The following is a 16552-nucleotide window of genomic DNA, read 5'->3' as shown; positions in this document are numbered from 1 at the left end:
TTAAAAAGAAACATTAAATCCTACGGTCACCGACTTGGTGATAGGCTGTGCATAAATATTACCATACGTTTCCGGATCAAAATATCCTTTATATCCGTTACTGAATACAAACAGGTTACGCCCTTCAACGCTTAGTCTCAGACTGGAAATCCCCATAGGATTGGTAAATTCTTTAGGCAGTGTATACCCTAAACGAATACTGCTGATTCTTATATAGCTGATCTCTTTTGCCCATATATCAAGTAAATTGTATGCACTTGAACGGTTTCCGGCAAACCACTTATTGGCCATCCATCCGTCCGGATTAGCGTCCATATCAGGGCTTGTAATTCCCGGAAGCGAACCTCCCGCTTCGTAGATCTCTCTTGTGTAATTTCTTCCTCTATCCAGATCCATACCTCGGTAAGAAGGCGTTCTCATTACCGTCTGCTTCAGGTTGAATGTTGCAGAGATGGTAAGATCAAAGTTACTTACCTTAAATGTGTTGATAATCCCTCCGGTAAACTTCGGATCTCTGTCTCCTACATAGGTAAACAAGCTTCTCAGCTCAGCGTTGGAGAGTTTTGTATCTACAAGCTGCCCCGGAAGGAAATCTGCATACACATCATATAATTTAAAGAACTCTACTGCTGAAATTTTTTGGTCTCCTTTCCAGAATAATGGGTTTCCGTGCTCGTCCATTCCTGCAGTTTTCAAAGCAAAAACAGCGTTTACCGGAAGACCTTCTCTTGAAGGAAGGAAAGCATTGTCACGGGGCTGTTCGCTCAATACTCTACTTTTGTTGTGTGCAAAGTTGATCGTAGTAGTCCATTTGAAATTATCATGATTTATGTTTCTGGTAGATATTGCCAATTCAAAACCTTTGTTGCTCAAACTTCCCCAGTTCATCATTGTATATTCGAATCCTGTTTCAAGAGGAGTTTCTTTCATACTGATCATATCCGTTCCTTTTCTGCTGTAGATATCAGCGGTAAGGCTCACACGGTTATTGAACAATCCTAAATCAAGACCAACGTTTGTGTTGGTTGTTTTCTCCCATCTCAGTTTATCGTTCGGAGGGCTGATAACATTGATAACTCCTTCTTTTACACCTGGAAGAATCGTTGTATCATTGTATTCACCAATAAAGAATGGCGATGTGTTTCTGTCAATATTTCCCTGAAGACCGTAAGATGCTCTCAATCTAAGGTTAGATACCGCAGCAATATTTTTCATGAAGTCTTCCTTCGTCACCAGCCATGATCCTGAAACAGCCCATATCGGAAGGTATTTATATTTTTTATTGACTCCAAAAAGATTGGTTCCATCATATCTCACACTTCCGAAGAATGTATATTTCTGATCGTAGGTGTAAGATGCCGTAGCAAACATAGAAGCGTAAGCATTCTCTACAGGAGCTGCCTCACGGTATGTTTCATATCTTTTATCTGCTGCAAAACCTGAATTCGGGAAAACAATTGCCGTAGCTCTTCTTGTTGTTGGATCATATCCGAAAGCTCTGGTAATAGTAGTATTATCTTCTGTTTTACGGATTTCTGTTCCTGCCATCAAATCAATTTCGTGCTTTGAATTGATTTTCGTGCTGTATGCCGCCTGTAACTTCCAGTTGTACTGGAAGAAATCGTTATCCCAGTTTTGTTTTACAGCACCAGCCGGTAGAAAGTAATTGTATTTACCGTCTTTGTAATAACGGGTATTTTCTTTCATTTTTCTGGTGAAGTACGTATTCTCTGCTGCAAATTTCTCTGTTTTGTTGGTATCATACTGAAGACCTAACTGAGAGGTAAATCTTAAACTTTTTGACGCTTTATATTCTAAATCTAAAATAGCTTTCAAAGAGTTATTTTTCAGAGAATAGTTTGTATTTTCTCTTTCTTCAAGGAAATTGAAAGGAATATAACGATCCTCAAAACCATCCATATCTTTATCATAATTGTAGCTTCCGTCTGCATTGAAAGGCTTCATATATGGATTGGCATTTCTTGAATAATTAACAGGGTTTATTGAAGCATCAGCGTCCGTTACAAAAGATGTACGTTCACTTTGCGTTCCGAAAATAGAGATTCCTGCATTTAACTTATCGCTTAATTTATAATTGTTTTTTAAAGTCAGGTTGTAACGCTTAAAACCTGTACCGATAGTTGTTCCTTCTTCATCATAGTATCCCAGGGAGAAATAGTAATCGGCACGGTCACTTCCTCCTGAAACACTTAATCCATATTGTTTGTTGATGGCATTTCTGTACAACAGTTTACCCCAGTCTGTATTGCTGTTTCTTAAACCGTCAATTTGCTGGCGTGTGAATGAGTTCAATGCATCAAAACCTCCGTTTCTGAAAGCATCAAGCTGGCTGTTCTGAGTCAGGATTCTCATCACTTCCCCTTTATCTGCACGGTAAGTAAGGTCTGCACGCTTGGCAAGCATCAGTTCCAGGTCTACTTTTTCAGAAGCATTCAAAAGATTCAGTTTCCCAAAATCAGGACGAGAGGTAACGAAAGTATCAGCTGAGAAGTTCAGTTTCATGCTTCCTTTCTTTCCTTTTTTCGTAGTAATGGAAATTACTCCATTTGCTGCTCTTGCCCCATAAATTGCTGTTGCTGCGGCATCTTTAAGGATCGTAATATCTTCAATATCGTTAGGATTCAGTCCTGCGATGGAGAAGTTCTGAAGCTGGTCAATATTGTCTTTATCTGTAAAGTTCGGGACATCGTTTCCTTCTAATGGAAGACCGTCAATTACCCATAGCGGATCCTGAGGACCGGAAAGAGAAGCTGTACCTCTGATTCTGATCTTCGCTGGACTTCCTGGAGCTCCGGTTTCAGGAGTTACCGCCACACCGGCAATCTGTCCTGCCAGCATTTGGTCTACACTGGCAACACCAGCCTGGCTGATGTTGTCCATTTTCACTGTAGAAACCGCTGAGGTCTGCTTGCGTTTTTCAATTTTCTGATATCCAGTAATGATTACTTCCTGGATTTTATTTTTGTCTGTAACTTCAGAAGTAAGTCTTATGGTATAGTTAGTCTGCCCTTCATTCAGTTGAATTACTCTGGACTCATATCCAGGATAGCTTACTGATACGGATTTGGTATCTTCAGGAATTTCTAATATAAATTTTCCGTCCTTATCAGTCACTGTACCTACTGATACACTTTCAATAATTCCTTCCAATTCTGTTTTTGTAGAGACAGACTGAGTTTCTATTTTTATAGATGCACCGGTAATCACATGAGAAGTATTTCCGTCTTCTATTTTCCCGGTGATGGTTTTCTTTTGCTGGGCCATTGCTATATTAGCAGCCAAAAGAGGTAAAAGTATTAGAGTTTTTTTCATTGCCGTTTATTTGTTTAAAGCCTCTTGTATACGAATGATTAAATCTGTGTAATGCGCTCTGGAAGCATCATCACCTCTGTATCTTGTTCCGTTCAGTAAGTCCAGAACCTTCTGAAGTTCCGCTCTCTTGTAAGTAGTGACTTCAGATACTCTTTTCATGGATGAATAATTGATATTCCTAAGACCGTGATCATCTTCATGGAAACTACAGATCGTTGGGATATTCAGAGTATCGTCTGATTTCAATCCTTTCACTGCTGTTTTTTCAAATAATTTATTCACCGAAACAATCAAAGCATCCACATAGTTTTTCTGAGTCATTTTCTCAAGCATCGTCAGACTTCCTTTTTTACTGAAAATAGCAGTTCTTACCTGATCAAATAATTTCTCAACGGTGTAGATCTCTTCTTTTGAACCTGATACCTGATGTTTCAGCTCATTTTCAAGCAATCTCAACAATCTGTCATCCATCAACAGGGAATAGATATTCGCATACTGCATTCCTCTTGCCATGGTATATGGCGTCTGCTCGAATGGTCCCATTGGTGAATCTTTAACCGGGTACGTTTTTTCTGTAATCGGATTAAAGAATAACCATTCCGGAAGGTTGATTGCATTTTTAACAAGATAATCAACAGCTCTTGTCTGTATTTCAACAGGAACTGCTTCGTAAGCTTTCTTTTTGTTGCCAAAAACCGTATTATTCAGATAAATTCCTCCAACATTCGCCATCACATGACCTGTATACAGATCCCATTGTCCGATAGCTCCCAGATACAGTTTCCCTGCATCTGTATACTCTTTACCATCTTCATACGTCCATTTTAAAAGATTATTGACAACCACTTTCAGGTTTTTCATTCCGTACTCGCTGGCTTTCATGGCATCATCTCCTAAATCTTCAGACTGCGAACGAGGATCGATAGTTTCCAGGTAGCTCTGCTGCTCACCATAGAAATATAACGGGTCATCTTCATGTTTTTCAATTAAGTTTCTCAGTGCTTTCTTCTCAACAAATTCATCAGGATACCAACGGTAACCCCAGTCTATAGCATATTTGTCGTAAAGACCAATTTTTGGAGTGATAGCTGTAACGCCATCTTCCGGCTGAGCTACATAATTGTAACGCGCATAATCCATAATGGAGGGTGCCGTACCACCCATTTTGTCTGTAAATTCTTTAGAACGAAGCGACTCTACCGGGAAGGCAAATGAAGCTCCCATATTGTGCTTCAATCCAAAAGTGTGTCCTACTTCATGAGATGAAACAAAACGGATCGCCTCACCCATATGTTCATCACTGAATTTATTCCCTCTGGCTTTCGAATCGATAGGTCCGGTTTGGATTCTCATCCAGTCATGAAGAGAAGTCATTACATTATGCCACCAGATGATATCTGCTTCGATAATTTCACCACTTCTCGGGTCTACTACCGATGGTCCCATTGCATTTGACTTTGGCGAAGCGGCGTAAGTAATTACAGAATATCTTACATCATCAATATCAAAATCTTCATCTTTTTCATCCGGCATTTTCGCAATCACTGCATTTTTGAATCCTGCCTGCTCAAACGCCGCCTGCCAGTCATGTACCCCGGCAATGATTTTTTCACGCCATTGTTTTGGTGTTGCCGGATCGATATAATAAACGATCGGTTTCTTAGGTTCTACCAGCTCACCTCTTAAATATTTTTCTTTATCCTCGTCCTTTGGTTCAAGGTTCCATTTGGTAATAAAGAATTTTTCATCCATTTTCTGCTGATTGTCATTAAACGACCAGTGCTTTTCGGAGAAAAACCCTACTCTTGAATCTGCAACTCTTGGTTTCATCGGTATTTTAGAAAGCAGTACAAGATTCGTGGTAACACCCAGGGTTACCGGCAAATCTACTCCGCCTTCGTTTACAGACGTGGATAATTGAGACTTCACTACAAGATTCTTAGGAAATGTCTTCACCCCTTCTATATAAGAAAGGCTTGATTTCACAGATCCTCCTAATCCTACATTAGCCAAAACGTCATTGAAGCTCTTTTGATTACCATCAAAAACTTTATTGACTTTGATTGCTACTGCTGTAGAATCACTGTTTTGCGCTTCAATATCAAAGACTTCGATTACAGATTCTGAAAAATTGTCTTTAACAGATTTCGTAATGGCATCATTTTTTGGGGATGATACTTTAGGCACCACCGTTTTTACCCATATTTTTTTAGCTACGGGATCACGGTGAAAAGAGATGACCTTATTTTCATAATTCATTCCTTTGTTCAAACCTGCCTCATTCACCTGCATTGGTACCTGAGAAAGTTTGTTTACCACCAAAAACTGACGTCCCATCAAACTGTCAGGAATTTCAAAATAAATATCCGTTTTCACCTGTATCGTATTAAAAAGTCCTTTTTTATAAGTTCCTTTTTTGATCAGGTCTTCAATTTTCTTTGTTTTCTTTGATGTGGAAGCTTCTGTCTTATCAGTTTTGTCTTTGTTGACCTTCACTGTATCTTTTTTCTGTGCTATTGCCATTGGTGAAACCATAGCAAGACCTAAATACAGTGCCAGCCTGTAATTCTTCATTAAAATAGTCCGATTCATTCCAAATAGTAAATATCTTAGTTTCAGCTAGCAAAGCTATAGGTATAGTGAATTATATAAATAATATTAGGGAGTGAAAGGCGCTTTTTCGGGAGTGAATGGATTTTTATTTTCACTTCATTAAGGGTAAAAAACATATGAAATATTCACCATCTACAGAAATATGAAGAAGATTATTCTTAAAATACTCATAAACTTGATTCAAATAATCAATTCCGAATTTTTCTCCCTGCACCGGTTCCGTTTTTGGCTGCCAGGTGTTCTTCACCGTGATCCCATCTTCGTCAACAATAATGATAATTTCCAAAGGCTGATCTATGGTCGCAATATTGTGCTTGATAGCGTTCTCAGTAACGATTTGCAGTGATAAATATGGAATTCGTTTTTCCAGACTTTCAGGATCATTAATGATTAGTTCAAAGCACATCTCTTCATCAAACCTACTTTTCTGGAGCTCCATATACTGCTGTATAAATTTGATTTCCTTCGAAACAGGAACGATATTTTCCTTTGGAGGCACTATAAGATACCTGTAAATCTTGGAGAGATTCATGGTAAATTTCTGTGCATTATCTTTATTAATGCCAATCAGCATGTAAAGAGAATTCAGGGAATTAAAAAGAAAGTGCGGATTAATGTTATTTTTAAGCTGCTGAAGCTGGTTAATCACCTCTGCTTTATGCATCTTTTCATTCTCTATCAAAAGGAAATTTTTCTCAGACTGTATTTTTTCTTTTTCCTGATAGGCCAGGTTTGCGGATCGCTGGAATAAAATAAAAACAGTTACAATAAGGAATAACGCTGCGAGAAAAATATAGACCGTGTAAGTTTTTATCTTGCTTATATTTTCATCAATAATGAAATTTACATGGTTCACCACCGTATATCCGTCAAAATTATCTGTTTTTAAAGGTTTTATAAAACGTGTCACCTCAACTCCAAGGTATTCTGAAACTGCTGTTCCTTTGGTATATCCCGCTTCAGTTATGCCAGACAATGTATCTTTAGCCTTAATATCTGTAAAATCAAAAATATTCTTTCCGATGTATTTTTTCTCCGGATGGGTAATGCAAATTCCTTCTTTGGTAAAGACATACGCGTACGTATTAGAACTTTTGTCTACATTGATAAAGTACTGATGGAGATCATCCAGGCTTACGGTAGAACCATAATAGAGCTTATTTTTATCAGGCAGCATCAGGGAATCATAACTCACCCAGTACATACTGTCTTTTTTAGTTATCAGAAGGTCTCTGAAATGCCCGGACCCGTTGTTTTTTAAAACAATGACTTTCTCTTTATAATCTGTCTTTTTGAAAATATCGGATAAAGGATTATTACTCTCAGATTTTCCGGAAGCTGTATTTTCGTAATAATACCAGCTGTAAGGCAGCAGATTTCTTTTTTTGTTTAAATCATTTAAAACCAGAGAATACTCTTTATAATTCTTAAGGCCGTCTTTCTGAATCAATGCACGAAGCAGATATTGATAGTCTTCAATATTTCTGAATTCATGTTCTATGGATTCATATTTACGGAAGAAGGTTTTCTTTGCAAAATCATCGGTGTTTCTACGACTGTCTTCAGTGATCAGAAGACTCAAAACAGCAAATGCTGCCACTGCAATCAGGCAGGCAGACAGAACGGCGATGTAAATGGATTTTTGGGATAAAGCGTGTTTAAAATTAATAGCCAAGTTAATATAAATTGTTGTTCTCCTACATATAAATTATTCGTTTGCAAAGGTATAACAAAGATTCCAGTACAGTAAAGTGAATTATTTATATCTTTAAAACTGGCAATGGGTCAGCTTATTTTGAAACAAAAACATGTATTTTCAACTATTTATTTTTTTTGAAAGCAGACAAATGGCTATCTTAGGATTGCACTCTGATTAATTTTTCTACAGCTTCTTTAATAATTCTTCAGTATTCATAATCGTGGCAAATTCTTCACTCAAATTAGCTAATGCCATGAGATGAACCAATTCTGCGTCATATTTTTCTCCGTGTATTCCTACTCTGTCAAAAGCCGCTGTAGCATCAGAAATCACATACGTTTCATACCCAAAGTTACCTGCCATTCTTGCCGTTGTGGAAACACAGTGATTGGTTGTAATTCCCAGAATCACCAGAGTATTTAATTTCTGAAGATCTAGTTTTTCTTTCAAATCAGTTCCAATAAAAGCACTGTTGACATTTTTTGTAATAATAGGTTCATTATTTTGAGGCAAGACATGGTCATTGAATTCAAATCCAGGATCAGATTCATGCAGTTTAGATTGAAGATTTGTTGAGCTGTGTCGAATATGAAATATGGGCAAATTCAAGATTCTCCATGCTTCCAGTATTTTTCCGCTTAATTTTTCTGCTTCTTTATTGTTTCTGTTTCCTCCCCAATAGCTCTCATCAAGAAATCCTTTTTGAATATCAATAAGAATCAGTGCCGGTTTTTTGTCTCGTAGCTTCATCTATTTTATATTATTATTATTTGAAAAGTCTGTTCATAAGAAACTTATTATATTCATCCTTCATAGGAGAATCAAAGAGGTCAAATACATGCAGCGCGCCAGGAATCACCCATAATTCCGTTTTCACTCCTGCTTTATATAAGAGCTGAGCATACTCTATATCTTCATCTCTTAAAGGGTCCAACTCACACGCAACAATCGTTGTTTCTGGTAACCTGGAAAAATCATTGTAAAAAGTAAGATCTGAATATTGAATACTTTTACCCTTATTTTCTTCGCCCAGAAAATGCAGCCACGCCGTCTCTGCATAGCTTTTATTCCATAGTGGAATATCGGTAAACTCTTCCATTGAAGGAGTATCCAGCCTGTTGTGAATCACAGGATATAGTAAGAACTGATGTTTTATATTTTTAATATGATGATCTGCGGCCATTTGAGATACAGCTGCTGCCAGATGCCCACCTGCACTTGCCCCGAAAATGGTAATATGATCAGAATTGATCTCCAGCTCTGATTCACCATGTGTTATAATCCATTGTAAAGCATCAAAACCATCTAAAACAGGGATAGGAAACCGATATTGAGGAGCCAGCCTGTAATCAACAGAAATAATGGTTGCCTTCAGTCTATCTGCAATTTCAAACATCTGGTCATCCACCTGCTCCGGCAATCCGAAAACATATCCTCCTCCATGAAAGCAAAGGAGAACCCTTTCCCGGTTGAAACCTTCAGGCTGATAAACATGAAATCTTATCTTGTATCCATCTTCTGAACTTGGTATAAAAATATCCTGTACAGCAATATGATCCGGTTTTTTGAAAGGATGAGCTTTCGTAAATTCGTTTCTTTCCTGTTGAATAATTTCCGGAGCATTCAAAAATAAAATTTCATCAATTTCCAACGAATAAGGAACATTTTCAATACTATTTTTTAAATCACTGTTAATTCTATTAAAATTCATATTATCCTAAATATTTTATTCTACATGAGTGATAAAACCACTTCCCGACAGGCTATTTCCTGTTTTTATTTGTAAATTTAACCTATCAACATCCTCCTTTCCAAGTGTACAAATGATTGTCTGGAACGAACAAAAATGTAAGTATGAGTATTAAAGAATCATCCACCAATAATGAAAATAAGAAAACACTGGAGTACAGCTGTTCTGAAATATATGCTGTGAATCTGATCAGCGGCCGCTGGATTCTTTCCATCTGTTATCACCTTAAACATGGGAAACTGAGATTTTTTGAACTGAAGGATAAAATCCACAATATTTCTGAAAGAATGCTTACCCTTCAGCTGAAAAAAATGGAACAGGAAGAGCTTATTGTCAAAAAGGTATACGCGGAAGTGCCCGTAAAAGTAGAATATGAACTTACAGAAATTGGTAAAAAACTGATTCCGGTTTTAGATCAACTGGAAGTATGGGGTAACGAGCATAAAAAGATTAAGAAAAAATAATCTGAATTCTCATTCCTTTTTTAAAGAAAAAGTCCAAAAAGTAACTCTTATTTTGTACGCAAACTGAAAGATCAGAAAATAGGTATAAGTCTTAAAATTAGTTAATATCAACGCTTGATCAGCAGATTCAGCGTTTTATATTTTTAAAATTAATTATCTTCGCCTACAAATCTTATTTGAAAATGAAGAAGATCATCTCCGGGATATCTATTTTTTGTGCCATCGCTATTTCTGCTCAGGAAGCTATCCAGTTTCAGGAACTGCCATTCAAAGACATTATTGCCAAAGCCAAGAAAGAAAAGAAATTGGTTTTTATTGATGCATATGCTTCCTGGTGTGGTCCATGTAAAATGATGGAAAGAAATGTTTTCACCCAGAAATCCGTGAGTGATTATTACAATACCAACTTCATCAATGCAAGATTTGATATGGAAAAAGGAGAAGGTAGAGACATCGCTTCTCAATTTGGCGTACGTTCCTATCCTACTTATCTTTTCCTGAACGGTGAAGGAGAACTGGTTTCCAGAAATACCGGTTATATGGAAGAGAGCATGTTTGTGGCTATGGCTCAGGATATCAATTCACCGGGAAACAAAAAAGGGTCCCTGAAAGATCGTTTTGCTGGTGGTGATAAGGATCCGGAATTCCTGATCAATATTATGAAGCTGAATGCCAACACAGATTATGACTTCGCCAAAAAGGCTTCCGAAAGATATTTTCAGAATAAAAAGAAAACCGAAGAACTTACAAAAGATGAAATCGGCTTTCTTCTCTATTTCGTAAAGTCGTCCGAAGACACCAATTATACAATTTTCGTATCCAGAAAAGCGGAGATCATTAAATTTCTCCCTGAAGAAACCTACACAGAATTTGATGCTCAGCTTAAATTAGGAAAAATAGTAGAACAGTCTATTGATGATAAAAATAAAAAGATCAACGATGACTATTTTTTAAAAACAGCTGAACCGTTGGTAGGAAAAGAAGCTGCACTTAAAAAACTGAATCAGACTAAACTCAGTTATTATGAGCAGAACAGTAATTTTGCTGAATACGAAAAAGCAGCTTTAGACTATTATAAAAATTCTGATTCATTTGACCCTAATGAACTTCTGAGAGCTGCATGGATATTTGCAGATCATGTGAAAAACCCATCTTCATTAAAGAAAGCTACTGAATGGGCAGAAAAATCTGTCATGAGAAGTGAAACGTCGGAAAACACTTATATTCTTGCCAAACTCTACAATCTTACAGGAAATAAAGAGATGGCAAAAAACTACGCTGAAATGTCTAAAAACATAGCAGTTCAGGGCAATAAGGATTCTCAGTTAGCAGATGAATTATTAAAGCAAATAAAATAAACATTACATACCGGATGAAATATAAATTATTAGCAGCAGGCATTTTAGCTTTCCTGTCAGCAACTACGTTGAGTGCTCAGGAGCAGGAACAAGGAGGACAGGAGAAAAGTTTATACATAAAAGGAAATGTTTTATTTGCTCCGATAGGTATTTTAAACCTTGGAATAGAAAAACAGATCAGTCCAAAATATACCCTTCAGGGTGATGTTTTCATTTCACCTTGGAAGTCTTTCTCAGGACATGAATTACAGTTTTATTCTGTATCTGCAGAAGGAAGATACTATTTTAATGAAGCGTTTAAGCACTGGTATGTAGGAGCGAACGTTTCTGTTGCTGCTTACAATGCTTCAAAATGGAATTACTGGAATGATGATACTTTTGAAAACTGGAATGGAGAAACCCTCCGCAACTCTAATCTGTATCAAAGAGGATTCTCTATAATGCTGGGAATTACGGCAGGATATCAATTTCAGCTATCTGAGCGATGGAACCTTGACATATATGGAACAGTCGGTACATCACAAGGATTTTATAAAGGATATGATCGTACCACAGGAAGACGTTATGATTCTGCTGAGAAATTTAATAAAAGTGGTGAAATCATCCCATACAGAGGAGGGGTAATGATTTCTTATAAATTAAAATAATACAATGAAGCTATTCGGAAAAAATCATATTATCATTTTAGTGATCACTTTTGTGATTCTTTTTTTAATGAATTATATCGGAAATGATCTGCCTGATAAATTGCAAAGAGCTTTATTAACGGCTTTTGCAGGAGTTGTTGGATTAACGATCGGGCTCTTTATATTAAATAAGGGCAAAAATGATAAAAATCCGCCTCAAAATTTTGATTAATTAATCTTCATATACCACATACCGGGTTCTGATCTTTTCGAAACTTTCCAGATCTTTTTTCCAGGAATTTTTAATTTCCTGAATTGATTTTCCATCAATGATCTGTTTTCTGAAATCATCAGTTCCAGACAGGGTATCAAACCAAAGATTTTTCAGGAAGAAATCCTGCTGGGGGTTTTTATAATTCTGATAAGCTTTGATTACCCATTCAAGGTTGAGTTCTCTTAAGTCTTTAGGATATTCTGAGAGGTTTTCTCCATAACACAGTTTCCCATTCAAGAATGGATCTTTAGCACCATAGCTTGGCTTTGGCGTAAACTGGTAAGGAAGATTTTCCGTCCATGGAGAACCATAAATCTGGAAAGGAAGATCTGTTCCTCTTCCTACAGAAACCTGAGTTCCTTCAAAAAAGCACAGACTTGGATATAAATTGATTGCTTTATCATTAGGTAAATTCGGAGAAGGTTTATCAAGCATCGGATAGCGTTGCTTTTTATGATAATTCTTCATCTGAACAAGTGTGTATTTAGCCTGAATACCATTTTTTAGCCATTTTTCTCCATTCACCATCTTTCCATACTCTCCTATCGTAAGCCCGTAAACTACAGGAACTTCATGCATTCCAACAAAACTGGCCCATTTTTTTCTCAATACAGGTCCGTCAGTATACCCATCATGCGGATTGGGACGATCCAATACCATGATCTCAACATTATTTTCAGCACCTGCTTCCATCAGATAAGACAGCGTGGAAATATAGGTGTAGAATCTCACCCCAACATCCTGGATATCAAAAATAACAATATCAATTCCGGCCAATTGTTCAGGTTTTGGTTTTTTATTATTTCCATACAGGGAAACAATCGGGATTCCTGTCTTTATATCTACTCCATTTTTCACTTTTGCACCTGCGTCAGCATCTCCTCTGAAACCATGTTCAGGAGCAAAAATCGACTTGATCTTGATTCCGTTTTTTACCAGAAAATCTACCAAATGAGTTTTATCACTCATCAAGCCCGTCTGATTGGTTACTACCCCTATTGTTTTATCTTTTAAGAGTGGCAAATACATTTCAGGTTGGTCTGCCCCGGTTTTAAAATCCGATTGAACTTGAGTCTGAGAATAATATTGATTGAATACTCCTAAAAAAATTAGGCAAATCAGAAGTAAATTTTTAATTTTGAAATCTAAATTCATAAGCTTGAAGTTTCCTTTATATTTCTCTAGAAAAATAGCATTTTCCAAAGATAACAAAAATAACCTTTCAAGGGTTATCATCTTCATTGGCAGGCTTTCCGTAGCATTGGGGATTATTGTTTCCTTAATTACTGTAGCCACCGGTTTTGGTTCCAAAAAAGCTATCAAAGAGAGGCTGGCAGATTTCAGCGGACATATTACTGTAAGATCCACGCGTTCAAATTCCTCTTATAATACTTCGGTACTTGATAATCAGGGACTCAATATTGCAAAAATAAAAGAACTTCCCGATGTGGAAAGCATTCAAAAATATGTGACAGTTACAGGAATCATGCGTAATGAACACAATTTTGCGGGAATCATATTTAAAGGTATAGGAAAAGATTTTGACAGTTTAAGATTTAAAAAATTCCTTATCGCCGGTACTACTCCTAAAGTTACTGAGAAAGGTTTCAACAATGACGTTGCCATTTCACAAAAAGTAGCCAATGATCTGCACCTTAAGATAAATGACAGCATTGTTACGGTATTTTTAAAGGCTGATCAAAAGCCTCTTTATCGTAAATTCAAGATCATAGGAATCTATAGAACTGATATTAAACTAATTGACGAACAGTTTGTTATCGGAGGAATCAACCATGCAAGAAAAATTCAGGATATGAAACCTGATGAAATTGGCGGAATAGATATCTTTCTGAAAAATGTAAACGATATCGACAAGGATTTTCCTGAAATTGAAAAATTGATCGGTTATAAAAACTATGCTGAAAAAGCAACTGAAAAATTTCCACAAATCACGGACTGGATCAGTATTTTTGATACCAATATCGCATTGATCATTATCATCATGCTGATTGTAGTGGTGATTAATATCATTATGGTTCTTCTGATTCTTATTATTGAAAGAACCAATTCTATCGGGCTTCTTAAAACATTAGGTGCAAGCAATTCACAGATAAGAGCAACCTTCATCAATTACACCCTGATTATTATGATTCCAGGACTTTTGTATGGAAATGCTATCGGATTGGGACTTATTCTGATACAGAAATTCTTTGGAATAATAAAGCTTAACCCGGAAAACTATTATGTAAGTACGGTTCCGGTAGATCTTAATCCTATCGCAATTATTTCGATCTCATTGGGAATTCTTCTTATTTCAGGATTAGCTTTAATTATTCCGAGCTACCTGATCAGTAAGATTTCTCCTGTGAAAGTTATTAAGTACAACTAAATTGATAATTGATAGTTATTCACTGTCTTTCAGATGATTTTAGTTTTATCCACAACTTATCCACACGTTATCCACAGCGCAGATAATTTTAAAAGCCTTATCTTTGCGCCGCATATAAAACATTTATGAAATACGCAAAAAATATCCTTGAAACTATAGGTAACACACCGCTGGTAAAGCTTAACAAAGTATTAGGTGAAGATTTCCCGGCATTAGTATTAGCAAAAGTAGAGACCTTCAATCCTGGAAACTCAGTAAAGGACAGAATGGCTCTTAAAATGATAGAAGATGCCGAAAAAGACGGCAGACTAAAACCAGGAGGAACCATTATTGAAGGTACTTCCGGAAATACAGGAATGGGATTGGCATTGGCAGCCATCATCAAAGGTTACAAGTGTATTTTTGTAACGAATTCTAAGCAGTCAAAAGAAAAGTGTGATATTCTTCGTGCTGTAGGTGCTGAAGTAATCGTTTGTCCTACAGACGTAAAGCCTACTGACCCGCGTTCTTATTATTCAGTATCCAAAAGATTGGCAAAAGAAACGAAAAACGGATGGTATGTGAACCAATATGACAACTTATCTAACAGAACTGCTCACTATGAATCTACTGCTCCTGAGATCTGGGAACAGACTGAAGGAAAACTGACTCACTTTGTGGCAGGAGCCGGAACGGGAGGTACAGTCACAGGATGCGGAACTTTCTTTAAAGAAAAAAATCCAGACATTAAAGTAATTGGTGTGGATACATATGGTTCTATTTTGAAAGAATTCCACGAAACCGGAGAATTGCACTATGACCATGCTTATACTTACATTACGGAAGGTATCGGAGAAGATATTATTCCTGAGAATTATGACATGTCTGTGATTGATCATTTTGAAAAAGTTACGGATAAAGATGGTGCCATCTACGCAAGAAAACTGGCTAAAGAAGAAGGTATTTTCTGTGGATATTCTGCAGGAAGTGCGATTGCTTCTTTAATTCAGATGAAAGATCAGTTCACCAAAGATGATGTGATCGTCGTTTTACTTCATGACCATGGTTCAAGATATGTAGGAAAAATCTACAATGACGAATGGATGAAAGAAATGGGTTGGCTGGAAGAAAACAAAGAAGGTTAATAAAGTTACTTTACAATAAAAAAACGGAGCAATATTTTGTTCCGTTTTTTATTTTTATGACTTGATATTTTCTTTTAATTTACCTTTAAGGATACTGTATTCTTTCTCACTCATTGCTTTCCTGGGAAACATATAGCTGTATTTTCCTTCAAGGGAAATAAATTCATTATTGCTGTCAAAATATTCAAAATCTTTCCACTCGCTGGTTTCTTTTTCGCCATCAATATTCACAGTGAAAAAACTCTGGTCAAATCTTATTTCGTATACTTTACACTTTTCCAATACATTTAAATAATGATTCACCTGTTTCTTCCATCTTGAAACTTTGTTGACACTTACTGAAAGAAAAACAGCACAAAGCAAAAATATAAAACTTAAAAAATATAAAATTCCCTTACTTTCTTTGCTCAGATTATCTTTCAAAAGAAAAACAATGAAAACAATCACTGCTGCTGCAATGGTGGCAATGGTTTTACTTTTTGTTGTAGGCGAAAAAAGCAGACTTCCCTGATTACCGCTAAAATAAATCTCTTCAAAAATCTTTCTGTCCGGTTTTAGTGTAATCACCTTTTCTTCATTCATAATTATAGAGTTTGCTTTAAAAAGCTACAAAACTAAACTAAATATCTTCATATTGATCACTTATTGCAGAAAGTTTGTTCATTAATTCTCTGTTTCTGCGGTTCAACGCGTCCAGTTTTTTCAGCATATTATGAATCACTTCCAGACCAGGGAGATTGACTTCAAGATCATAATACCAGTTGGCAAATTTTTCAAGATCGGGCAGATCTTCATACATCAGATAATGAATATTGTCTTCAATCTGTATATTCAAAAGCCCATAATCTACAAGCTCATCAAAAAAAGTGATTTCTATATTGTAGACTCTTACGAGTTCTTCCCGTGATATTCTTTCATTCAT

General features: G+C 36.5%; 14 protein-coding genes. 6 read left to right on the top strand and 8 right to left on the bottom strand.

Annotation, left to right across the window (positions count from 1 at the left end):
• From GFU89_RS09895 to GFU89_RS09875, 5 genes are all read right to left on the bottom strand, one after another.
• Positions 1 to 3333 (bottom strand): SusC/RagA family TonB-linked outer membrane protein, encoded by a 3333-nt coding sequence (locus GFU89_RS09895; protein ID WP_318846972.1) that lies wholly within the window; start codon positions 3331 to 3333, stop codon positions 1 to 3.
• Between the two features lie 6 nt (positions 3334 to 3339).
• Complete coding sequence (locus GFU89_RS09890; protein WP_413228584.1) at positions 3340 to 5925, bottom strand: zinc-dependent metalloprotease; 2586 nt, start codon at positions 5923 to 5925, stop codon at positions 3340 to 3342.
• 112 nt (positions 5926 to 6037) lie between these two features.
• Positions 6038 to 7621 (bottom strand): histidine kinase, encoded by a 1584-nt coding sequence (locus tag GFU89_RS09885; protein ID WP_318846971.1) that lies wholly within the window; start codon positions 7619 to 7621, stop codon positions 6038 to 6040.
• Between the two features lie 207 nt (positions 7622 to 7828).
• Entirely contained in the window at positions 7829 to 8395 is a 567-nt protein-coding gene (locus GFU89_RS09880) for a cysteine hydrolase family protein (RefSeq protein ID WP_318846970.1), read from the bottom strand.
• Between the two features lie 16 nt (positions 8396 to 8411).
• On the bottom strand, positions 8412 to 9356 hold the full coding sequence (locus GFU89_RS09875; RefSeq protein WP_318846969.1) for an alpha/beta hydrolase: 945 nt from the start codon (positions 9354 to 9356) through the stop codon (positions 8412 to 8414).
• A gap of 143 nt (positions 9357 to 9499) precedes the next feature.
• On the opposite strand from GFU89_RS09875, the gene GFU89_RS09870 reads away from it, so the two are divergent.
• The 4 genes from GFU89_RS09870 (at position 9500) to GFU89_RS09855 (ending at position 12075) form a co-directional block, all read left to right on the top strand.
• Complete coding sequence (locus GFU89_RS09870; RefSeq protein ID WP_318846968.1) at positions 9500 to 9859, top strand: helix-turn-helix domain-containing protein; 360 nt, start codon at positions 9500 to 9502, stop codon at positions 9857 to 9859.
• A gap of 182 nt (positions 9860 to 10041) precedes the next feature.
• On the top strand, positions 10042 to 11217 hold the full coding sequence (locus GFU89_RS09865) for a thioredoxin family protein (protein ID WP_318846967.1): 1176 nt from the start codon (positions 10042 to 10044) through the stop codon (positions 11215 to 11217).
• 14 nt (positions 11218 to 11231) lie between these two features.
• Entirely contained in the window at positions 11232 to 11864 is a 633-nt protein-coding gene (locus GFU89_RS09860) for a DUF3575 domain-containing protein (RefSeq protein ID WP_318846966.1), read from the top strand.
• Between the two features lie 4 nt (positions 11865 to 11868).
• On the top strand, positions 11869 to 12075 hold the full coding sequence (locus GFU89_RS09855; RefSeq protein WP_318846965.1) for a hypothetical protein: 207 nt from the start codon (positions 11869 to 11871) through the stop codon (positions 12073 to 12075).
• On the opposite strand, the gene GFU89_RS09850 is transcribed toward GFU89_RS09855, so the two are convergent.
• On the bottom strand, positions 12076 to 13272 hold the full coding sequence (locus tag GFU89_RS09850; RefSeq protein WP_318846964.1) for a DUF1343 domain-containing protein: 1197 nt from the start codon (positions 13270 to 13272) through the stop codon (positions 12076 to 12078).
• 4 nt (positions 13273 to 13276) lie between these two features.
• On the opposite strand from GFU89_RS09850, the gene GFU89_RS09845 reads away from it, so the two are divergent.
• Positions 13277 to 14506 (top strand): ABC transporter permease, encoded by a 1230-nt coding sequence (locus tag GFU89_RS09845; RefSeq protein ID WP_318846963.1) that lies wholly within the window; start codon positions 13277 to 13279, stop codon positions 14504 to 14506.
• 125 nt (positions 14507 to 14631) lie between these two features.
• Positions 14632 to 15630 (top strand): PLP-dependent cysteine synthase family protein, encoded by a 999-nt coding sequence (locus tag GFU89_RS09840; protein ID WP_318846962.1) that lies wholly within the window; start codon positions 14632 to 14634, stop codon positions 15628 to 15630.
• Between the two features lie 54 nt (positions 15631 to 15684).
• Here the strand turns inward: GFU89_RS09840 and GFU89_RS09835 are convergent, their stop codons facing one another.
• Together GFU89_RS09835 and GFU89_RS09830 are read right to left on the bottom strand one after the other, a co-directional pair.
• Positions 15685 to 16212: a hypothetical protein gene (locus GFU89_RS09835; RefSeq protein WP_318846961.1), complete on the bottom strand. Its 528-nt coding sequence runs from the start codon at positions 16210 to 16212 to the stop codon at positions 15685 to 15687.
• Positions 16213 to 16249: 37 nt separating this feature from the next.
• On the bottom strand, positions 16250 to 16552 hold the full coding sequence (locus tag GFU89_RS09830; protein ID WP_318846960.1) for a chaperone modulator CbpM: 303 nt from the start codon (positions 16550 to 16552) through the stop codon (positions 16250 to 16252).

This window comes from Chryseobacterium sp. JV558 (assembly GCF_033712365.1).
Classification (GTDB): Bacteria; Bacteroidota; Bacteroidia; order Flavobacteriales; family Weeksellaceae; genus Chryseobacterium.
This window is presented reverse-complemented; position numbering and strand designations above follow the sequence as displayed.